This window comes from Nodularia sp. LEGE 04288, from assembly GCF_963896525.1.
In the GTDB taxonomy this organism is placed as follows: Bacteria; Cyanobacteriota; Cyanobacteriia; order Cyanobacteriales; family Nostocaceae; genus Nodularia.
In genome coordinates this window covers 1-22564 of the sequence record NZ_CAWQOY010000055.1, presented here as the reverse complement: position 1 = coordinate 22564, position 22564 = coordinate 1, and the positions used below count along the sequence as shown (strand labels likewise).

Annotated in this window: 17 protein-coding genes, 1 tRNA gene and 1 rRNA gene; 10 read left to right on the top strand and 9 right to left on the bottom strand. The window is 41.7% G+C overall.

Features of this window, described 5'->3' with window-relative positions; genetic code table 11:
* Positions 1-159: 159 nt before the first annotated feature.
* Both dapA and AACX33_RS04360 read right to left on the bottom strand, forming a co-directional pair.
* Positions 160-1044 (bottom strand): 4-hydroxy-tetrahydrodipicolinate synthase, encoded by an 885-nt coding sequence (gene dapA / locus AACX33_RS04365; RefSeq protein ID WP_194001435.1) that lies wholly within the window; start codon positions 1042-1044, stop codon positions 160-162.
* Between the two features lie 152 nt (positions 1045-1196).
* Positions 1197-2246: an aspartate-semialdehyde dehydrogenase gene (locus AACX33_RS04360; RefSeq protein ID WP_194001433.1), complete on the bottom strand. Its 1050-nt coding sequence runs from the start codon at positions 2244-2246 to the stop codon at positions 1197-1199.
* Positions 2247-3032: 786 nt separating this feature from the next.
* On the opposite strand from AACX33_RS04360, the gene tig reads away from it, so the two are divergent.
* From tig to AACX33_RS04340, 4 genes are all read left to right on the top strand, one after another.
* Positions 3033-4454, top strand: coding sequence for a trigger factor (gene tig, locus AACX33_RS04355; protein WP_194001431.1), 1422 nt, complete (start codon positions 3033-3035; stop codon positions 4452-4454).
* 271 nt (positions 4455-4725) lie between these two features.
* Positions 4726-5424 (top strand): ATP-dependent Clp endopeptidase proteolytic subunit ClpP, encoded by a 699-nt coding sequence (clpP, locus tag AACX33_RS04350; RefSeq protein ID WP_194001429.1) that lies wholly within the window; start codon positions 4726-4728, stop codon positions 5422-5424.
* A 9-nt stretch (positions 5425-5433) separates the two neighbouring features.
* Positions 5434-6768: an ATP-dependent protease ATP-binding subunit ClpX gene (gene clpX, locus AACX33_RS04345; protein WP_194001427.1), complete on the top strand. Its 1335-nt coding sequence runs from the start codon at positions 5434-5436 to the stop codon at positions 6766-6768.
* A 126-nt stretch (positions 6769-6894) separates the two neighbouring features.
* Entirely contained in the window at positions 6895-7815 is a 921-nt protein-coding gene (locus AACX33_RS04340) for an alpha/beta fold hydrolase (RefSeq protein ID WP_194001425.1), read from the top strand.
* A gap of 333 nt (positions 7816-8148) precedes the next feature.
* Here AACX33_RS04340 and AACX33_RS04335 read toward each other — a convergent pair whose 3' ends face one another.
* Complete coding sequence (locus AACX33_RS04335; protein WP_194001423.1) at positions 8149-9252, bottom strand: alkene reductase; 1104 nt, start codon at positions 9250-9252, stop codon at positions 8149-8151.
* A 494-nt stretch (positions 9253-9746) separates the two neighbouring features.
* Between AACX33_RS04335 and AACX33_RS04330 the strand changes: the two genes are divergently transcribed.
* Positions 9747-11123, top strand: coding sequence for an AAA family ATPase (locus AACX33_RS04330; protein ID WP_194001421.1), 1377 nt, complete (start codon positions 9747-9749; stop codon positions 11121-11123).
* Positions 11124-12026, top strand: a complete 903-nt coding sequence (locus AACX33_RS04325; protein WP_194001419.1) for a DUF4435 domain-containing protein — start codon at positions 11124-11126, stop codon at positions 12024-12026.
* Positions 12027-12282: 256 nt separating this feature from the next.
* Here the strand turns inward: AACX33_RS04325 and AACX33_RS04320 are convergent, their stop codons facing one another.
* Positions 12283-13269 carry a GntR family transcriptional regulator gene (locus AACX33_RS04320; protein WP_194001417.1) on the bottom strand — a complete coding sequence of 329 codons (987 nt, stop codon included), beginning with the start codon at positions 13267-13269 and terminating at the stop codon, positions 12283-12285.
* Between the two features lie 210 nt (positions 13270-13479).
* On the opposite strand from AACX33_RS04320, the gene AACX33_RS04315 reads away from it, so the two are divergent.
* Positions 13480-14229: a dienelactone hydrolase family protein gene (locus tag AACX33_RS04315; protein WP_194001415.1), complete on the top strand. Its 750-nt coding sequence runs from the start codon at positions 13480-13482 to the stop codon at positions 14227-14229.
* Between the two features lie 366 nt (positions 14230-14595).
* Positions 14596-15498, top strand: a complete 903-nt coding sequence (locus AACX33_RS04310; RefSeq protein ID WP_194001413.1) for a S1 RNA-binding domain-containing protein — start codon at positions 14596-14598, stop codon at positions 15496-15498.
* Between the two features lie 110 nt (positions 15499-15608).
* Here AACX33_RS04310 and AACX33_RS04305 read toward each other — a convergent pair whose 3' ends face one another.
* Complete coding sequence (locus AACX33_RS04305) at positions 15609-15821, bottom strand: hypothetical protein (protein WP_194001411.1); 213 nt, start codon at positions 15819-15821, stop codon at positions 15609-15611.
* Positions 15822-15971: 150 nt separating this feature from the next.
* Here AACX33_RS04305 and AACX33_RS04300 point away from each other — a divergent pair, with 150 nt between their 5' ends.
* On the top strand, positions 15972-18332 hold the full coding sequence (locus AACX33_RS04300) for an NACHT domain-containing protein (protein ID WP_194001409.1): 2361 nt from the start codon (positions 15972-15974) through the stop codon (positions 18330-18332).
* A 131-nt stretch (positions 18333-18463) separates the two neighbouring features.
* Here the strand turns inward: AACX33_RS04300 and AACX33_RS04295 are convergent.
* Together AACX33_RS04295 and AACX33_RS04290 are read right to left on the bottom strand one after the other, a co-directional pair.
* Positions 18464-18548, bottom strand: a tRNA-Ser gene (locus AACX33_RS04295).
* Between the two features lie 140 nt (positions 18549-18688).
* The gene (locus tag AACX33_RS04290; RefSeq protein WP_194001407.1) at positions 18689-19621 is read right to left on the bottom strand and encodes a TIGR04168 family protein; all 933 of its coding nucleotides are present in this window, start codon (positions 19619-19621) and stop codon (positions 18689-18691) included.
* 150 nt (positions 19622-19771) lie between these two features.
* Between AACX33_RS04290 and nadA the strand changes: the two genes are divergently transcribed.
* Entirely contained in the window at positions 19772-20746 is a 975-nt protein-coding gene (gene nadA / locus AACX33_RS04285; protein ID WP_194001405.1) for a quinolinate synthase NadA, read from the top strand.
* A gap of 495 nt (positions 20747-21241) precedes the next feature.
* Here nadA and AACX33_RS04280 read toward each other — a convergent pair whose 3' ends face one another.
* Together AACX33_RS04280 and rrf are read right to left on the bottom strand one after the other, a co-directional pair.
* The gene (locus AACX33_RS04280) at positions 21242-22171 is read right to left on the bottom strand and encodes a hypothetical protein (RefSeq protein ID WP_227788858.1); all 930 of its coding nucleotides are present in this window, start codon (positions 22169-22171) and stop codon (positions 21242-21244) included.
* A gap of 275 nt (positions 22172-22446) precedes the next feature.
* A 5S ribosomal RNA gene (rrf, locus tag AACX33_RS04275) occupies positions 22447-22564 on the bottom strand.

Sequence of the window (22564 nt, the reverse complement as noted above, 5' to 3'; positions counted from 1 at the left end):
TATGTACATCTGTGTTTATCTGTGGTTCTTTAAATCTCATACCTTACTCAACTACAAAATCAGATATTTATCACAGTTTCAGCATCGGAATTTCAAGTCCAAACCAGTTGAAATTTCTCCCATTGTTGATCTACATCCTTAGCAACCACAAGTTGCAGTCTAGATTAAATCAAGTTTTTCCAGTACCGCCTTTAACTTATCAGTAACATCTGAGTCAGCTTCGCATAGCGGTAGACGAGTGGAACCGACCTCCCAACCTTGAAGTTTCAGCGCTTGTTTGACTGGAATGGGATTTGTAGTTAAAAATAAAGTTTTAAACAACGGAAATAGCTGTAGATGAATTTCGCTGGCCGTGGCGATTTTTCCCGCAGTAAAAGCTTGGATCATCTGCTGTAGTTGATTGCCTACCAGATGAGAAGCCACACTCACGACCCCGGTTGCCCCGATTGCTAACAAGGGCAAGGTTAAAGAATCATCTCCAGAGTAAATCTGGAATTCTTTTGGTGTTAAGCGGCGGATTTCACTCGCCTGGTCTAAATTTCCAGTAGCTTCTTTGATGCCAACAATATTGTTAATTTCCGCTAACCGGGCAACAGTATCTGGACTGAGATTCTGTCCGGTACGTCCAGGGACATTGTATAACAGTAATGGTAGTTCTGGACAAGCTTGGGCGATCGCTTGAAAGTGCTGGTAGAGACCTGCTTGTGGCGGTTTGTTGTAATAAGGTACAACTTGTAATGAACCATGTACTCCTATTCTAGCAGCTTTTTGAGTCGCTGAGATCGCTTCTTTGGTGGAATTAGAACCACATCCTGCGATCACCTTGGCTTTTCCGGCCACGGCCTGTAATACTTCCACAAACAGCTGATATTCCTCGTCCCAACTTAGGGTAGGGGATTCTCCTGTTGTGCCACATACTACTAATGTATCTGTACCGTTGTTAGCTAGATGTGCTGCTAGTTCTGCCGCTACATCATAGTTGACACTACCGTCAGCTTTGAACGGCGTAATCATAGCGGTTAAAACTCTGCCAAATTCTCCCACCCTGTTTCTACTCCTAATTAGCCTCTTGGTTTTTGATATCTTGGTGGTGTTCTATTTTCATAACCTATTAGTCAATTTGTTTCAAGGTTACTACACAGATATTGATTTTTATATATCTTCCTAGTGAAAAATACCTGAAATCTAATTGGCGATTATTTCTCACTAGAAACGTATGCTTTTGCTGGTTTTAGGAGATTTTTTTCTACCAATAACTCGGCAATTTGGACTGCATTTAACGCCGCGCCTTTACGGATTTGGTCACCAGAAAGCCAAAGTTCCAAGCCACAGGGATGAGAGATATCTTGACGAATTCTACCCACTAAAACGTCGTCCTGACCGGTGGCTTCCATAGGCATGGGAAAGTAATTATTTTCCCAATCTTCGATTAATTTTACTCCAGGAGAGCGACTTAAAATTTCTCTAGCGGTATCTGCACTAAAGGGATTTTCAAATTCTAGATTAATGGCTTCGGAATGGGCGCGAAGTACGGGAACCCGTATACAAGTAGCAGTAATTCTAATTTGTTGGTCGCCAAAAATTTTGCGGGTTTCGTTGACCATTTTCATTTCTTCTTCACAGTAACCCAAATCGTTTAAGGGAGAGTTATGTGGGAATAAGTTAAACGCCAAGGGGTAAGGCAAGACTTCGGCTACTGGTTGCTGTCCTTGTAATATGGCGCTGGCTTGGGTTTTGACTTCTGCCATTGCTTTAGCACCAGCCCCACTCGCTGATTGATAGGTGGAAACCACAATCCGTTTGATGGGGCTAATTTGATGCAGAGGCCAAATAGCCACGCTCATCAAGATTGTTGTGCAGTTGGGGTTGGAAATAATACCGGTGTGGTTAGCAGCCGCTAAAGGGTTTACCTCTGGTACGACTAAGGGAACTTCGGGGTTCATCCGAAAGGCGCTGGAATTATCTATGACTACAGCACCTTTTTCTACAGCAATTGCTGCCCACTTCTTGGATGTGGAACCGCCAGCACTAGCCAGAACTAAGTCTACATTTTCTAGAGTGCGATCGCTGACTAATTCTACTGGTAAATCTTCGCCTTTAAACCGCAGCGATCGCCCTACACTCCTTTCTGAAGCCAATAGCTTCAACTCCGCCACCGGAAAATTACGGCTTTCTAGTAATTCCAGCAACTCTGTGCCAACAGCACCAGTGGCTCCCAAAATAGCTACACGATAGGATTTCGACAAACTGGCTTTCTCCTTTTAGAGGTAATGTGTAATTTTTCTCAACTAAACAATTTATACTTAATTCTTTAAATAGCGATCGCAGATTTTTAATAAAATTTTTTTTTAATTCTATGCGAGTTTTCTGAATATAGTAAGTTTATTTTCCAGATGACATTAAGTTAAACAATGTTGATTTTTGCGAGTATACCTGCTAAAATGCGGCACTTATTTAAGATAAAGTATATATTAGTATTATACAACAACCTCATCTCCAGTAGAAAAATGGAGTACACACACTTAAGCATGGTGTAATTCGCAAAGTTTTAAAGTAAACAAATATTGAGCTGTTAAAGTGGGTTGCCAATAACAATGGATGTACTATGATCCAGATGGACTGCAACCAGCACAGTTAAAAGTGTAGCTTGGTGTTTCGGTAACAGTCAATCTGACTCCCACAAGATAGACAAACCCAACAGCAGAAGGATTTGTAGCAGAAGATGCTAGTTGAGAACCAGAATATCACGGTGTTAGACCTTTGAATTTAGCATTCAAAACTGCTTAATTTATTGTAATAACTTGGAGTTTCAATCAGGTAAAGTTATTACGGTTAATTGTCAAGGGCTTTGCCATTGACGGTAAACTGGATATCTACTGAAGGCACTCATCCATATAATATTGGATTTTGACAGATAACTTGTGGGTCCCTCCCATGACCAAACCAAGAGAAATCAACCCACAGAAGCGGTAAATCGCGTCTTGTGCGTACTTGGAGCCAAAAAAACAGAAATAAATAATTAGAGACGAAGCATGAAAGTTACCCAGGAAAAACTTCCCGCCAGCCAAATTGGTCTGGAAATCGAGATTACGCCAGAAATTACCCAAAAAACTTACGAAAAGGTAATTAAAAACTTAGCTAGTACTACAACTATTCCTGGGTTTCGTAAAGGCAAAGTACCTCGGCCGATATTGTTACAGCGCCTTGGCGTAGCTCGAATCAAAGCAGCAGCGCTGGAAGAAATAGTTCAAGATGGTGTAGAAAAAGCCCTCAAACAAGAAGAAATTCCGGCAATTGGGCAACCACAATTGCGGAGTTCCTTTGAGGACTTAATTAGTAATTATGAACCAGGAAAACCCCTGACTTTTTTAGCGGCTGTAGATGTAGAACCAGAAATCAATCTGGTGCAGTACACAGGTTTATCAGCCAAAGCCGAGGAAATCAAACACGACACCAATCGAGTTGATGAAGTCCTAGAAAAGGAAAGGCAAGAATTAGCGACGCTGATTCCTGTAGAAGGACGTGCAGCCCAAATTGGCGATGTGGCCGTAGTTGATTTTAAAGGTGTATTGGCAAAAGGTGAAGGCGAAGACGAAACCGCCGAACCTACACCAATTCCTGGAGCGGAAGCCACCGATTTTCAACTAGAATTGCAAGAAGATAAGTTTATTCCCGGCTTTGTCTCTGGCATGGTGGGAATGAATCCTGAAGAAACTAGAGAAATTTCGGCACAGTTCCCAGATCCTTATGCCAACGAAGAGTTAGCTGGAAAAGCGGCAATTTTCACAGTTACACTCAAAGAAATCAAAGAAAAAGAACTGCCAGAATTGAACGACGACTTCGCCCAGGAAGTTAGCGACTTTGATACCTTGGAGGAACTGCGTGCTTCTTTAGCAGAACGGCATCAAAAAGAGGCTGAGGAAAAAACCAAGTCGAACCAGCAGGAAGCTTTGTTAGCAGAACTGCTGAAGTACGTAGAAGTTGACTTACCAGAAACCTTGATTGATAAAGAAATAGACGCGATGCTGACTCAAACAGCGATGCGCCTTTCTCAGCAAGGATTGGACGTGAGAAAGCTGTTTACTGAAGATATTATTCCCCAATTGCGGCAGCGATCGCGCGATGAGGCCATTGAACGCCTCAAGCGCTCTTTAGGATTACTGGAAGTCAGTAAACGTGAGTCCATCGAAGTCACACCTGAAGAAGTTCAAACCAGAGTCGCCGAATTGATGGAGCAGTACGCAGAGGAAGACATTGACGCTGAAAGAATGCGCTCAGTGGTGGAAAATGAAATGCTAACTGAAAAAATCGTCGATTGGCTCCTAGAACATTCCTCAGTCGAACTCGTCCCTGAAGGTTCTCTAAGTCCCGCCGAAGAAACAGCGGCAGACACAGAGACAACTGAACCTCAGACCGAAGAAGAAAGCGCCGCAGCTAGTACAGAATCAATATAATCTGGCTGAGTGCTGAGTAAAAATTTTTCCAACTCGGCACTTGTTTGTAGAGACGTGATTTATCGCGTTTCTACAGCAAATTTCGCGGAAATATTGCAGAAGTATGGAAAAAATCGGGCATATGTCATCGCTTTAACTTGATCTGCTTTACCGAGAGCAATATAGATAAGGCATAATGGTTAACAAATAGCTCAAATAAAATCCCATCCGTTGAAAAGGCAGCAATAACTGCTACCAAACCTGTCCTCACTTAATTCTCAATTGTGCTTATATGCTTCTATCGCAGTCGGGAAATGACCCCATCAATAGTTTAAGTAGAATCAAATTTAGCTCCCACATGAGCCAACCAACCAATATTGTCCCGATGGTGGTTGAACAGTCTGGCATGGGAGAAAGAGCTTTTGACATTTACTCCCGCCTGCTGCGAGAGCGGATTATCTTTTTGGGTACTCCCATAGATGATGCTGTTGCCAATTCCATTGTGGCTCAATTGCTGTTTCTAGACGCGGAAGACTCAGAAAAAGATATTCAAATCTATATCAATTCTCCTGGCGGTTCCGTCTACGCAGGGATGGCAATTTATGATACAATGCAGCAAATCCGTCCTGATGTTGTTACCATATGTTTTGGATTAGCCGCAAGCATGGGAGCATTTTTGTTAGCAGCAGGTTCTGCTGGTAAACGGATGTCTCTACCTGACTCTCGCATCATGATTCACCAACCACTGGGTGGCGCTCAAGGTCAAGCCATTGATATTGAGATTCAAGCGAGAGAAATTCTTTACGTTAAGGCTAAGTTGAATCAGTTACTAGGCCATCATACTGGTCAATCCCTGGAAAGACTTGAGGCAGATACCGAACGTGACTTTTTTATGTCGGCAGAAGAGGCAAAAAATTACGGTTTGATTGATCAAGTCATCTCCAGACAAAATATTCCCACCGTAGGGGAAAACGTCACCATTCTGAAATAAGAGGCTGGTATGTCTAAGTACGACTCCCATTTGAAATGTTCGTTTTGTGGCAAGTCTCAAGAGCAGGTGCGTAAATTAATCGCAGGGCCGGGAGTCTACATCTGCGATGAATGCGTTGACTTGTGTAATGAAATCCTAGATGAAGAGCTACTCGACACGAATACCGCTGCGTCACAACCAGCACCAAGGTCAGAACCACCTCAAAAACGTCGGGCGCGCTCTTCTAATCTCTCATTTAACCAAATTCCTAAGCCCAGAGAGATTAAAAATTATCTAGATGAACACGTTATTGGTCAAGACGAAGCCAAGAAAGTGTTATCAGTGGCGGTATATAACCACTACAAGCGACTAGCAGTCATTCAGTCGAAAGGCAAAAATGAGGCAGACGATGCCGTAGAACTGCAAAAGTCCAATATTTTGTTAATTGGCCCGACTGGTTGCGGTAAAACCCTCCTGGCGCAAACCTTGGCCACAATCTTGGATGTACCCTTTGCTGTGGCTGATGCCACGACACTGACAGAAGCAGGGTATGTCGGTGAAGATGTAGAAAATATCCTCCTGCGCCTGTTACAAGTGGCAGATTTGGATGTTGAGGAAGCCCAGCGCGGAATTATCTACATTGACGAAATAGACAAAGTAGCTCGCAAAAGTGAAAATCCTTCAATTACACGCGATGTTTCTGGTGAAGGCGTGCAGCAAGCTTTGCTGAAAATGTTAGAGGGGACAATCGCCAATGTGCCTCCTCAAGGAGGACGTAAGCATCCTTATCAAGACTGTATCCAGATTGATACGAGCAATATTCTGTTTGTCTGTGGCGGTGCCTTCGTAGGTTTAGAGAAGGTAGTAGAGCAAAGAGCAGGCAAAAAGTCAATGGGTTTTGTCCAGCCGGGAGACAGTCAGTCCAAAGAGAAGCGGACTGCCCACACTCTGCGCTATCTAGAACCAGATGACCTAGTGAAGTTTGGCATGATTCCCGAATTTATTGGACGTGTACCAATGGTAGCGGTGGTTGATCCGTTGGATGAAGAAGCGCTGATGGCGATTTTGACCCAACCACGCAGTGCTTTGGTGAAACAGTACCAAAAGCTGCTCAATATGGATAATGTCGAATTAGATTTCAAACAGGATGCTTTGCGGGCGATCGCTCAAGAAGCCTACCGTCGGAAAACAGGCGCTAGAGCGTTGCGGGGCATTGTGGAAGAATTGATGCTTGATGTCATGTACGAATTACCATCTCGTCAAGATGTGACTCGCTGCATGGTGACCAAGGAAATGGTAGAGAAGCGCTCAACAGCTGAATTGATCGTGCATCCGTCTTCCCTACCTAAGCCAGAATCAGCTTAGTAGTCATTAGTCATTGGTCATTGGTCATTGGTCATTGACTTTTGACTCCTTGGGAGTTTGCCAGTGTATTATAAGGTAAACTACTTAGACTATCCTGTTTTGCTTTTGACTTTTGACTTGGGGAAAATGCCTTATATTTGTGTTCGTGGTGTTGAGCATTATTATGAATGGGTGAAAAAACCATCTGGTTCTTTGGTAAAGCCAGTGATGGTTTTTATTCATGGTTGGGCTGGTTCAGCTAGGTACTGGAAAAGCACGGCTGATGCTTTAGTAGACCAATTTGATTGTTTACTCTACGATTTGCGGGGCTTTGGGCGTTCTCATGGAAAACCTAACATAGCCGAAGCCAGTGAATCTGTTGTGGAGTCCCAGTCAATCCCAGAAAAATCGGCAGCAATCAAAGAGTTAACCTATGAATTAGAAGAGTATGTTGAGGATTTAGCAGCTTTGCTAGATGAATTGCAACTCCAGCGCATTTATATTAATGCTCATTCAATGGGTGCATCTATTGCTACATTGTTTATCAACAGTTATCCCCAACGAGTAGAACGAGGGATTTTAACCTGTAGCGGTATTTTTGAGTACGACGAAAAAGCCTTCACAGCTTTTCATAAATTTGGTGGCTACGTAGTCAAATTTCGTCCCAAGTGGTTAGGGAAAATACCGTTCGTGGACAGAATATTTATGGCTAGATTTTTGCATAGCCCCATTCCTAGTTCCGAGCGTCAGGCTTTTTTACAAGATTTTCTCGAAGCAGACTATGATGCAGCGTTAGGGACAATTTATACTTCAGTTAGTAAAGCACAAGCGGAATTAATGCCCGATGAGTTTGCCAAGTTGACAGTACCAACTTTGCTGGTGGCTGGTGAGTATGACCAGATTATTCCTGCCGAAATGGGTCGTCAAGCGGCAGCAAAGAGTGAGAATATTGAATTTGCCATGATTCCCAATACATCGCATTTTCCCATGTTAGAAGATGCATCAACTTACCTGCATCTGGTGCGAGAGTTTTTGCAAGTTAATGCACCGGAACCACAAGCGGGTTAACTTAATTTTACAAAACGCGAGGATTGCACCCGCTAGACTTGACATGATCGCTCAACATAGTTATGAACCCATTGCAATTTACCATTTTATTGTCTAATGGCCAGTCTGTGAATGTAGAATCCCCTCTCTAGCGAGACGCTTACGCGAACGGCTTTAGCCAGGGGAGTGTCAAAGAGTAATCACCAACGTCGAGCAACCGCAGGCTGCGATTGCGCGGAGCGCAGTGCCAGAGGCGATCGCCACAAATCACAAAAAATATTTCTAGGCAGCTTTTGGGAGTGCCAATCACCAAGCTAGAGCAACTCTTAAAATCGGCACTCCGAGGTCATAACTTTAAGCTTGTTCTAAAAAGGGATAGTCAGTGTAGCCCTGTTCTGTGCCGCCGTAAAAGGTACTGCGATCGTAGGGATTCAACGACGCATTCAGGGCAAAACGTTTCACAAGATCAGGATTGGAAATATAGATGCGACCATAGGCAATTAGATTAGCTTCGCCCTTGGAGATGATTTGTTCGCCAATTTCACGGTTTAATCCGCCAGCGGCAATAATTTTACTGTTAAACAGGGGACGGAAAAAACCAGCGGTGAGGTCGCTACTGAGATGTTCTAGGGTGTCTTGGCTCGCATTGAGACGGGGTTCGATGAGGTGCAGGTAGGCTAAGTTAAATTTGTTGAGTTCCTGTACGACGTAGCTGAAGAGGGTCTTGGGGTCTGAGTCACCCATGTCGTTAAAACTGCCGGAAGGAGATAATCGCAAACCAACGCGATCGCCACCCCAGACTTCAGTGATGGCTTCCAGAACTTCCATCAAAAAGCGCGATCGATTTTCTACTGAGCCGCCATAGGCATCGGTGCGGTGGTTGGTGCAGTCTTGCAAAAATTGATCAATTAGATAACCATTTGCGCCATGTACTTCAACGCCGTCAAAGCCTGCTTCGAGGGCATTTTTCGCACCTTGACGATATTGGTCAATCACGCTGGGGATTTCTTCGAGTTCAAGGGCGCGGGGCGCGACGTAGGGTTTCATGCCTTCGTAGGTTCCGACTTCTCCTGTTGGGGCGATCGCGCTAGGGGCAACGGGTAATTCACCATTTGGCTGAAAATCAGGATGGGAAATGCGCCCAACGTGCCAGAGTTGCAGAAAAATGCGACCACCTTTGTCGTGAACAGCTTGGGTAACTTTTTTCCAGCCAGCAATCTGTTCAGCGGAATGGATGCCGGGGGTAGCGGGATAACCTTGTCCTTGGGGACAGACTTGGGTTGCTTCGGAAATAATCAGTCCAGCGGTTGCCCGTTGTGCATAGTAGGTGGCATGGAGTTCGTAGGGAACGTTGCCAGCCGCAGCACGACAGCGAGTCAAGGGAGCCATCACCAGACGATTCGGTAAGGTGTAAGTACCGAGTTGTACAGGGGTTAATAATTGCAGCGTGTTATCCATAAGTCTAACTGGAATCGTTTTTAAGTATCTAGGATAATCTATATTAAATTGATGACGACCTTCCGGGACTGATAACCTAGACTCTACATGATAGTGCGATCGCGAAGCGCGACCTAAGAATCGCCCCACATAGTTATGAAGCCAGTGCAGTTTGCTATCTTTAACATTTCGGGTAGCTTATCAACAGGACAATTGCGCTCTGAGTTAAGTTAAAATTATTTTGTACTAGATAATATATTGAAAGTTAATCCATAAGCTTTGTTCTGGAATGTGAAACACCACCTCTCCCAGAAGATGAAACTGGAGCAATTAGCAATTCGAGTTGGGAATTCAAGGATTTTACTGGAGACTCTGATTCTAGCATTTCAAGAGAGTACACTATGAGCAGCTAATTGTTCGCTATGATTAATCGGTTGTATAAGATTGAATCTTCTACAATATGCGTTTGGTATGTTTTGGATTGTCTTAATCACTAGCTACTGGAATTTATAGTTATGTTACTTGGAGAACATTTGAACTCAAGTCAATTAAAGTCGTTTTCAATAAACGGCTTATTTGGCTTTAAAGATGTCAAAATTCCTTTCGATAAAGAAGCCGTTATTCTAATTGCAGAAAACGGTTCTGGAAAAACTACGATTCTAAATGCACTGTACTACTCAATCTCTTGTAAGTTTCATAAATTGAGTGCAATAGACTTTAACTCCATAGGTCTTGAATTTGCATCTGGAGTGAGTGTCGAAATTAAAAAAAATGATTTAAAGTCATTTTACCAACGCGATATTTTTGAGTTTATTTCCTTGCTGAGACCATTTATACCTAGTAGAGAAATAGAAATAATACGGAGAGAGATAAGGAAAAACTCATCACCGGAAATAGTTCGTAGACGCTTGTTATATCTAATAGATAGACATGGAGTGTCTATGCCCTCTAAATACTATGACATATTAGAAGAGATAGATGTAACATTCAGGAGTCCAAAAGGGGAAGATCAAAAAAGTAAGGTTGACAAAATTAGAAAAACTATTCAGGATAATCTTAACGAATCTATCTTATATTTTCCGACATATAGAAGAATTGAAGAAGACCTTAAAAGTTTGGGTTATGAAGAAGAGAAATTTGAGCGTTTAAGTTTTGAAGAAGGAGAAGATAAACTTATTCAATTTGGGATGGATGATGTCATCGGCAAGTTTAATGAGATTAAAACTGCTATTAGAAACTCAGCACTTAACCTTTTTTCTAAAGTTATGGGTGAAATTTTAACTCAATTTCTTGAGGGAATTGAAATTACTCAGGATATGAGAGATAGTATTCAGCCAGACACGCTGAATATAGTCTTAAGCCGTGTTGGTGAAAAGAATATATCAAAATCTGACAGAAAAAGAATCGAAAAGTTAGTGAGTTCTGGAGAAATAAATTCTCCTCAATATGATCAACTAGTCTATTTCCTATCAAAACTGGTTGGTTTATATGAGCAGCAGAAAGAGAAAGATGACTCAATAAACCAATTTGCTACAATATGCAATAAATATTTAAACAAAAAACGCATTATTTATGATGAAGCCAATGTAGATATATCCATAATTCAAACTAGAAATAATAGTCCAATTGATATTAAAAATCTTTCATCTGGCGAAAAACAGATAATATCACTCTTTTCAAAGATTTATCTGGAATCTTCTGAGGAATTTATTCTTTTATTTGATGAACCAGAACTATCACTTTCCCTTGAATGGCAAAAGCTTTTACTTCCTGATATCCTGAAATCAGGAAAATGTAGACTGCTACTAGCGGTCACTCATTCCCCATTTATCTTTGATAATGAGTTGGATTTCAATGCTAACGATCTAGATATTTTTGTGCGAGAGGAATGAATGTCAGTAGATAATTTGAGGGCTTCCCGTGGTAAAGCCGTAACTGTATTTGTTGAATTTACGAGGTTATATAAACAATATGAATCGGCACTTTACTGCTTCTTTGAAGGAGAAGATAGTAAGTATTATGGAATCAGAATAAAGACTATTACGAAACCAAAGAAAGATATATATCTCAATTGCAACGGTAAAGAGGGAGTTCTAGGAATTTATAGAATGCTCTCATCACGTAATCATTATGCAAATGCTAAAACAGCCTACTTTGTAGATAAAGATTTTGACCAATCAATTGATGACATGGGCATCAATAGAATATATGAAACGCCTGGCTACTCAGTAGAAAATTTCTATACATCAGTTCAATGTTTTTCTGAAATTTTGAAAAGTGAGTTTAAATTGACAGAATTAGATGAGAACTTTGAAAGATGTATTTCTCTTTACGAAAAATTACAAGAAGAATTTCATAATGCAGTTGAGCTATTGAATGCTTGGATTGCTTGTCACAGAGATAAGTCTAGCAGACTCAATATTTCAGATCTGAGCCTGTTGCGTTTGATCCAGTTTGACTTAAACCAAGTCATCGCAATATACACAATCGACGATTTACATAACAAATTTCCAGATATACCTGTCATTACGCAACAGGAATTAGATGCTAAAAAATCTGAGTTGAAGGTTAATACACGACAGAAAAGTTTTAGAGGAAAGTTTGAGATTGAATTTTTATTTGCTTTTCTTCAAAAACTGATAAATGAGGCTAATAATGGGAATTATCCATATTTCACTCTCAAGGTAAAAGTTGTACTATTATTAACACAAAGAACAATAATTTCTGACTTATCTCAATATGCTGATACACCTGATTGTCTTCATCACTACCTTGAATCTCTTCGACTTATTTGATAAAACAAATGTTGGAGCGTTTCTTTCTTGAAATCAGAAAGGGGATACTTCACAAACGGTTTTATAGCCATCTGGCTGACCCGTAACCTTAAACTCAAAACGCAATTGGTGGCGACCTTCCGGGACTGATAACCTAGACTCTACATGATAGATCGATCGCCTTCGCGTAGCGTGTGCTGCCTCGCGCTCCGCAGTAATCGCCCCATAGCGTCTGGTAAGAGAACTTTGATCTGGATAATTGATTTTTGGAAAATCCCTAGCCCAAACCCAGTTCGCGTTTTAACAAATTAATCGAATTAGCCCCAATATAATTTTCCACCTTAATCAGTTTAGGTGGACGAATAATGTCTTCAAGGGATGCTTGTACTGCTGCGTGTACAGTGGGAAAACTGGCTTGATCGCTGATAATTACTTCTGCCCGTTTGACGATCGCTTGCAGTTTGTACACGTCCTTTGGTTGTGAAGTCATGATCAATAGTTCATCTCCTCGTAAACCGTGAAGAATCACTTCTGCGGCCCTGGCAATTCCCGAACTCAGACTAACTATACCTACACAATTTTGCTTTGGCAGGGTTTTGAGCAGGTCGAGTTCTTTGGTGTAGTCGTAGATATCCAGAGGAATCACACGTACAGCTTTCGGGGCAGCGATCGCTTCTACATCGCTAATGAAATAACGACTTGTGACCACTGTTGCCGAATTAGTTTTATCTAGTACGGCTGTTAATTCTTCCATCGCTACCAACTGTACAGGGATGTTTAGAGACAGTTCTAATTCATACACCATTAATTCACCTGCACCCATGTCATGAGAGGGAACTGCCACCAGCACTTGGGCGCTACAACGTAAGCGCCAGTCAATTTCAGCTAAAAATAGCTCCCGTGCTTGATTGAGTGAATACCCCTGAGAAAGCATTTCATCAAGTGCTTTTTGCACCAGTTTATATGCATCTTCGGCTTGTTTTTTGACAATGGGATATTGCACCCTGCCACCGCCTTCATGCCCTTGGGTCCGCACATAAATTCCCGAACCAGCTAGACTTTCCACAAACCCGTCTTCTTCCAATTGGCGGTAAACTTTGCTAATGGTATTGCGGTGTAACCCTGTTTGCATGGCTAATGCCCGTGTGCTGGGCAATTTGTATCCAGGCGGATATTGCCGGGAAGCGATCGCAAACCGAATTTGATTAAATAGCTGGTTTGAAGCCGGAATTTCACTGTCTGGCTGAATACGGAATTGAATCATTACCAAACCTATTGATATTAGTAGAGGCAACGAACTAAGTGCATTTATGACATATTAGATATCTTATATACACATGGAATTTTTTAGGTAGAAATTTTTAATCTGCTCACTTTTGCTAATTAATAATTTTGATGAGAAATAGCTGTAGTTACTGGCATAGTTATATCAAATAATTACATACCTAATGACACAGCACTAGTAAAAATTTTTATGTCAAAGCAAACAATAGATACCACAACTGTGAAGCTTTCGCAAGATAATCTCCAAATATCGGCTTATTTGGCGCAACCACAAGCACCTGGTTCTTATCCGGGAGTTGTGGTATTACAGGAGATATTTGGTGTCAATGTTCACATTCGGGAAGTTACAGAAAGAATTGCTCAACAAGGATATGTAGCGATCGCCCCGGCACTTTTTCAACGTCAAGCCCCTGGTTTTGAAACCGGCTACACCCCGGAAGACATGGAAATTGGGAGAAAATATGCTTGGCAGCAAACTCAAGCATCAGAGTTATTGAGTGATATTCAATCAGCCATCGACTTTCTCAAAACTCTACCCCAGGTGAAACCAGATAGCTTTGGGTGTATTGGCTTTTGTTTTGGTGGTCATGTAGCATATTTAGCTGCTACCCTACCAGATATCACAGCGACTGCTGCCTTCTACGGTGCTGGAATTGTGACTCGCACGCCAGGAGGTGGCGCACCCACTATCACCCGTACTCCAGATATCAAAGGAACCATATATACTTTCTTTGGTGTGGAAGATGTCAGCATCCCCAGCGAACAGGTAGATCAAATTACCGCAGAATTAGAAAAATACCAAATTCCTCATCGTGTGTTTCGCTACGATGGAGCTAACCACGGATTTTTTTGTGACCATCGCGCCAGCTATAATCCTAAAGCCGCAGCTGATGCTTGGGAACAGGTGAAACAACTTTTTGGCAGTGTGTTAGGAGCCTAGTACCGCAGGGCGGAAGTCAAAAGTCAAAAGTGAGCCAGCGCGGTCTTCTCCCAAAGGGAGAGGCTAACGCCAAGGGGGTTTCCCCCATGAGCGACTGGCGAACCCCGAAGGGGTCAAAAGTCAAAAATCTGACTCTATAGCCTTTTCATTGATTTCTTAGTAGTTGTCCTATTTATGCCGTGCTGTACTAAAGAGAAAAATACTGTGAAGTTCCCAGATTGGGGACTATTCCAGCTATTTTAGGTTGTTTTGCCTACCAAATAATCATGCCATAATTACCTAACACTCCTACTAGGTCGGAATTTGTTAGGTGTTTAGTAAAACTCCAGTGGCATCACATCAAATAATAATTTATCTTCAATCGTCATGAACTCCGAATCGAAACTTTCTCAACCAGCCAATTCGTCTTTTACGATGGACGATTTTGCCAAAGCACTAGAAGTACACGACTACCAGTTTCAAAAGGGACAAGTTGTACGTGGGAAAGTATTTCAACTTGACCCCAATGGAGCCTATGTAGATATTGGTGGTAAGTCATCCGCTTTTATCCCTCGTGAAGAGGCTTCTTTGAGAGCAGTGACCGATTTATCGGAGGTACTGCCATTGCAAGAGGAACTGGAGTTTTTGATTATCCGCGACCAGGATGCAGAAGGTCAAGTCACTCTTTCGCGCAAGCAGTTGGAAATTCAGCAAGTCTGGGAACGACTGATCCAAATGAACGAAGGTGGCCAGACGGTGCAAGTCAGGGTAACGGGTGTGAATAAAGGTGGTGTTACCGTTGATCTGCTTTCCTTGCGAGGATTTATTCCGCGATCGCATTTAGCAGAGCGTGATAACTTAGAAGCACTTAAAGGTCAAAGTTTGACTGTGGCTTTTTTAGAAATTAATCGTAATACCAACAAACTGATACTTTCCCAACGCTTGGCAACTCGTTCTAGCAGCTTCAGCTTATTAGAACTAAATCAACTCGTAGAAGGTAAAGTTACTGGAATTAAACCTTTCGGAGTATTTGTAGATTTAGATGGTCTCAGTGCCTTGCTACATATTAAGCAAGTCAGCCAAAAATTCATTGACTCTCTCGAAAAAGTCTTTCAAATTGGTCAAAAAATTAAAGCTGTAATTATTGACTTAGATGAAGGTAAAGGTCGTGTGGCTCTTTCTACAAGGGTTTTGGAAAACTTCCCTGGTGAAATGCTAGAGAATTTCGATGAAGTCATGGCTTCGGCTGAGGCGCGTGCTAATCGAGCTACTAACAAACCTGCTGAATAAAAGCACAGTTTCACGCCAATTCTTTGCGCCTAAAGTACTTCGTAATAGAGCCTACGCCACGCTACGCTTTAGCAATACGCTGCGCTGGTGCGTTTCGGCGTGAAACATTATTACCTCTCTTGTGATTCCTCTGGGAGAGATTCTAGTGGTGTTTTTAGTAAAACCCAATCAAGATAAAGTAAAACAATCTGCATTTTCAGAAAGTTGTTGGCAATTTTGATATTGGCATCACTCAGTACCGATTTAAAAAACTTTGCCAGCAGTATTCCAACAACAACTTCAACAGACTTATTTATAACCATAGGGATTAGTATTTCTAGCATTGCAATTGCCTCAGTAGCTTGACTGAGTTCAATGTCGCAATTTTTTTTTGTAGTTATTTATCTGACTTAGCCTGACTTACACTGACTTAACTCCACATTTTGATTAAAACTTTGGCTACACTGGCTTATAAGTAATAGTCGGAGTGGTCAATGTCTATACCAGAGAACTTTCTTAAGCAACTGGAGCAATACAGTGAATTGTCGCACAGAGAGAAAGAAATCTTTCTGGAAATATTCGGTCGTAGTAAGAGTCGAGTTGACGTAACTCAAAAATTAAACATTTCTTTAAGTAACCTCAATACTTGCCTTTCAGGTATTTACAAAAAATTTTCTATCATTGGAAATGGCCCTGTTAAAGAAAGCCGTTTACGGGAGCATCTGAGCAAAAGATACTCACAGCAAAAACCCTCTGGTCATTTAACTACAGATGAAATAAATAATTCTATTGATACCTTAGTGCAAGATATCCGCAAACAAGTAAATTCCTACATCAAAGAAAAGTGTGGAACTATGCGGGTATTAGATATGCCTAAGCCAATTAAGTTAACAGGTAAACAAGGTATTTACACGAATGTCAATATTCTGGAGGAAATAACAGGACGAAGACGACTAAAAATGGCGGAATTAATGCAAACCTGTGACCATGATAACTTTGAGCGCCCTGGACTTAGTGGGGTAAAACAGAAACGAGTCTCAGGGCTAGAGGTTGTAAAAAGTCATAGTAAGCTGATGGTGTTGGGTAAACCAGGAGCAGGAAAAAGCACCTTTTTAAAATATCTAGCAATGCAGTGTATTGAAGGAAGGTTTCAAGCAAACAGAGTTCCCTTGTTTATCACTTTAAAAGATTTTGCAGAAGCACCTAAACAACCAGATATTTTTAAATATATTGCTGAACAATTGTCAAACTGCGGGGTAATTGATGCCAGTGTGACAGTAGAGAAACTGTTAAACCAGGGTAAGGCATTAGTATTGCTTGATGGCTTGGATGAAGTACGAGAAGAAGACACCAAAAGGACTTTACTACAAATTCGGGACTTTTCTGATCAGTTTCATACCAATCAATTTGTCATTACCTGTCGCATTGCTGCCAAAGAATACACATTTGAAACTTTCACAGAAGTGGAAATGGCAGATTTTGACGAAAAACAAATAGCCATTTTTGCTCAAAACTGGTTCCAGTTCACGGATTCAGTTAAAGGTGAAAGATTTATTCAAAAAGTGAAGGAAAACAAATCAATCCAAGAACTAGCAAGTAGTCCTTTACTACTGACATTACTATGTTTAGTGTTTGGAGATAGTGGAGACTTCCCTGCAAACCGTTCTGAGCTTTATCAAGAAGGATTAGATGTTTTGTTGAAGAAATGGGATGCAAAACGCAACATTGAACGAGATCAAGTCTACAAAAACCTGTCTTTGCAGCGTAAGGAAGATTTGCTGAGTCAAATAGGTCTAACAACCTTTGAGCAGAAAGACTATTTCTTTAAGCAAAAAACTGCCGAAGCATACATTGTTGATTTTATTCGCAACTTACGCAATGCTGATACGAATCCAGACGCTTTGAGACTGGATAGTGAAGCCGTTTTAAAATCTATTGAAGCACAGCATGGGTTATTAGTAGAAAGAGCAAAAGGAATCTATTCTTTTTCTCACCTAACGTTTCATGAATATTTCGCCGCAAGTGAAATAGTTGCCAACTCAGCCTATGAAAGTTTACTAGAGCGAATCACAGAGAAACGCTGGCGAGAAGTTTTTTTGCTCACAGCAGGGATGATGCGGAAAGCGGATGATTTAATGCAATCAATGAAGCATAAAATTGATGGACTAATCAGCACGGATGAACAGTTACAAAATTTCATGAGGTGGGTAGAGCAAAAGTCTTCTTTAGCTACTGTGCCATATCCGCCAGCACAAGTCAGAGGAGTCTATTTACATTTGATGCATAATTTTATTCTGGATAGGGACTTAGGCTTGACAGACCTTCCCCGGATTCTACTCTTTGATCTAGCTTTTACTGGTACTTCAGACAGCGATTTTTTTAAAGCTTGCGCCCCAACAATTTGCGGTATAGGTTTTTCAGCCTTAAGTTTCGAGGTTGTAATCTCTTTTGAAGAAAAAAAAATGTGTGCAGGTAGACAAGAATCAAATGTTATCTTTGATAAGGAATTTGATTCAAATCTTGATTTTGATCTAGAACGTAATCCCAGCCATGAGTTACAGATTTTGCTTGACAACCTCAAAAGCCAATTGCCACCTCCGGAAAAGGATAGCAAAGCGTTTCAGAAATGGTGGATAACTGATGGTAAACTTTGGACTGAACAGCTTAAATCTGTCATGATTGAGCATTGCAATATTGGGCATGACTGGCAGTTCAATGAAGCTCAAAAGACACTATTACAACAGTATTACTATGCCAATAAGTTGCTAATAGACTGTCTGAATAGTGATTGTTATGTAAGCCGGGAAGTTAGGCAAGAAATTGAGGATACTTTGCTGCTACCAAATAAAAATTAAACATTTAGTAGAAATTAGTCAACTGCAAATTGAAGGCGAAGAACTAACAAAAATTCTTGTTGCCATCATTATCCACAACAAAGGCTTAACCTAACCTCATTCTTCTGAATTTTCAATTTTTAATTCTTCAACGGAGAGGGGGAGATTCGAACTCCCGGAGGTTTTAGCCTCATCCGATTTCAAGTCGGACGCAATCGACCACTCTGCCACCTCTCCAATAAAACTGTCGAGCTTTTAGTTAACCTACGACAATACAGCAGTATAGCGCCTTTGTCGAAAATTAACAAGCTGACAGATCATACTATATCTCATCATCTACGCAGATTGCACTAGTGAAGGCAAATATCTAGGACACACTAAGCAAAAGCCTCCGGTTGGCGTAGCGATCGCTCATACAAAATTTCCTCTAAAGTTACCTGGAAATCATGGCCTATCCAAACTTGGGAGACTTGGGAAACCTCTCCCGCATCTAGGGAAACAATCGAAAAACTACGCAGCTTATCGCCCTGATTTTCCAAAATCCTGGGTACAGTTGCCGCGTTCAAGTAAATTGTTCCCTCTGGACTTCTAAATACAGCTTTGCGCTGGACTTTTTTGGTGTGTCTGAGGGTGCGGTGCATATGACCAAATGTCACCAGAGGAATGGTTTTACCAGTCGTCAGGGTCTGAGAAATCGCCGCGCCCAGGTCAGGGTCGCCAAAGTCACCACCGATGGGATGCCAGTCCTTACCGCAGGGATCTTCGGGGCGATCGCCTAAACCACTAGGGCCATTGTGACCTAGAAAAATAATCGTTTCATAAGCAGCGCTGTTTACGGCTTTGACGATGCGATCGGCGGATTCTTCCAGACTCGTCACACCATATCTTTCTTGAACGATGTCCGCAAATTTCCACTCTGGACCACCCCAGGTAAAGGGACGACCCCCCACCACAGTTAAATTCCACGCCGGAAAATCCAGCTTGCCGTAACCTACATGGGCAGGGCCCAATAAATCGAGTTGTTCCTGTACCCAATCTGACTTAGAACGGTCATAGGGACATTTCCTCCGCCCCCATTCCGTGGCAGTGTACCAGGCATCGTGGTTTCCCATTACTGCTGCTTTGGGAATGTCCAGGGAAGCGATCGCTCTGACCACATCCACCGATTCATTGCCAAAATCGCCCACAAACAGCACTAAGTCAACACCCAGATGCTTGAGTGCAATGCCATCTTCTAATTCCCATTGGTCGTGAACATCTCCAACCACAGCAATTTTCAGGGTTATTGATTGAGTTTTTTGACTGGTCATGCCACTTTCCTTGCCGTCTATCTCCAGCATATGAAACTCCGCCGAATTTGGACACAAATGAGGGGACATACACCCTCTACTATTTTTGGTAAAAACTACTATAATTGAATCCACAGGACAAAACCTTGCAACTTAAAGCAACCCCTAACTGTGTTTACCACTGCACTACCTCAAAAAAACCCAACCCAACCGGGTGGACTACCGCTAGATTTATTTACTGCCATTGAGACTCTCAAAAAAGAACTCAACGCAGTGATTTTGGCTCATTACTATCAAGAACCGGATATTCAGGATATCGCCGATTTTATTGGGGATTCATTACAATTAGCCAAAGCCGCAGCCCAGACCAATGCAGATGTGATTGTCTTCGCGGGTGTTCACTTCATGGCAGAAACAGCAAAGATCCTGAATCCTGATAAATTGGTGCTTTTACCAGATTTAGATGCTGGTTGTTCTTTAGCCGACAGTTGTCCACCAGAAGCCTTTGCCGCTTTTAAAGCAGCGCATCCAGACCATCTGGTAATTTCATACATCAACTGCTCAGCCCAGATTAAAGCCATGAGCGATATTATCTGCACCAGTTCCAACGCTGTGAAGATTGTGCAACAGATACCATCGACACAGCCGATTATTTTTGCCCCAGATCGGAACTTGGGGAGGTATGTTATGGAACAAACTGGACGAGATTTGTTGCTATGGCAAGGTAGCTGTATTGTGCATGAAACATTTTCCGAAAAGAAAATTGTCCAGTTAAAAATTACACATCCTGAAGCAGAGGCGATCGCTCACCCGGAATGCGAAAGTAGTGTATTACGCCATGCCAGTTTTATTGGCTCAACAGCCGCTTTACTCAAATATTGTCAAAATAGCCCTACAAAAGAATTTATCGTGGCTACAGAGCCAGGTATCATTCACCAAATGCAAAAACTGGCTCCCGACAAACACTTTATTCCTGCCCCACCATTGAATAACTGTGCTTGCAACGAATGTCCATTTATGCGATTAAATACACTGGAAAAATTATATTTAGCGATGAAAAATCGCACTCCTGAAATCACCATGTCAGAGGATATCCGCCAGGCGGCGCTGCGACCAATGCAACGGATGTTAGAGATGAGTGTTTAGTTAGGTTCAGTTTTCATAATTTGTAGAGGCGTGAAATTTTGCGTCTCTACACAATCTGATTTGTTTGATTGGAAATGTTGAATTTCAGGCTTTTTAACCAAAACAACTTAGGGCAATAAATAATTTACTTACATAATTTCATGGCAGAGACGGGGGGAATTATAGGAGGTGCAATAGCAGGAGAAGTTGCGGGTGCAGCTATACCTCTAGCTGTTCTGGAGTTGCTGTTTATGGTGTATGTATAGCTGCTGGTTATGCTGGAATGGAGTTAGGAAAAATTGGTGTCAATTTATTTTCAGACAGACCAGAATATGATTATTGGCAGCATTCCATTTTAATCAAATCAAGTAAAATTCCAATTTTTTGTCGGTTGGGTTGAGCAAAGCGAAACCCAACTAAGGACTGTGTTTAACTTACACACCACAGAACTCACCTGAATCAAATCATGACTCACTCCATAAGCTCACTTTACTAAAATATAGTCCACCCCAGAAACTAAGATTGATTTTTCTCCGCTTCTTCTTGTGCTATCTCACTATATTGCTTGTATAGTTGAGTGCGAATTTTAGCTTCTTGATAGCGCCTGTGGTCGGGTGGTACCATACTCATTAAATCTGAAGCCCGTTGCCACTGAGCAGCTAATTCTAACCACTGAGTTGAGGTTGTAGCTATTTTTCCTCTCTCCGAAGCTAGGTTGGCAATTCGCACAGCTGCTGAAAATGGTTCCTCAAAAGGAGCAGAAATACTATAATTAGCAGCACGGGGTAAGGATTCCGCTTTAGTTTGATCACCATTTGCTGTATTTAAAGAGTTAGGAATATTTAGTTGTATAAACGTCTGTTTATCACCTAACTGGGCATAAACAAGCCAAGCAAGCAATAACAGTGAAGATAAACCAGTTGTTGCTAGTATCCGCTTTTTGGATGAATTTTGAATAAATGCTGAAGGACGAGAGAATTGGGTCTGAGGTAAATTGATTTTTACTTGAGTTTGAGCTTCTTGAAAATCTGCAATTAGTTGCTTGAAGATATGAGGCTGAGTTAGTGTAATTTCTTGTGACCAGAGTAATTGATGATCGCGATAAATTTCCGTCAGCCAAAGTAATTGCTCTTCCCGAACAATTCGACTATTGATATTAACTCGACGAATATTACGAGGTGTGATATGATTCAGGATTTGCTGGATTTGTTCTACTAGAGTGGATTGCTCTAGTTGCTCTTCTCTAGCGGCCTCACACAGTAGTTGTAAAACACCATCGACAAAAATAGCTCTGGTTCTAACCCCGGAGTTAGCTAGTTTTTCGTTCAATAATTGAATAATCGCAGCTACACTACCTTGGTGAGCCTGCCAAGCGATATCATTTATCCGGTCTACCATTTGAGATTTAGTGATAGCTCTCGCACCCTGACTTATTAACTGACTCATTAATTTATAGAATCGATTCTACTGATTTTTACTTTGTCTTCGATTTTACGAGTAAAAATATGAGTTGCCAAATAAAATCATAAAAATTAAGCCTTTTTCTTGGTTTATAAGCAGGCTCTCTCTCTATTGGGTCAGTTAATACTGGTGTATGAACTACCTGTGTAGAATTATATTATGGCTTTTAGCGATCGCCTGTGGTTATACCGCTACTAAATTCAGGATAAACGAAAACCCCCTAGCAATGATGAGAGCTAAGGGGCTTCGTGGAAAGATAAACCTGGCATCGAGCTATTTTTGCGTAGGGCTACCCCTAGACTATCGTCGCCGCAGCAGCGTTTCACCTCTGAGTTCGGGAAGGGATCAGTGTGGTTCCACCGCGCAATAGACACCAGG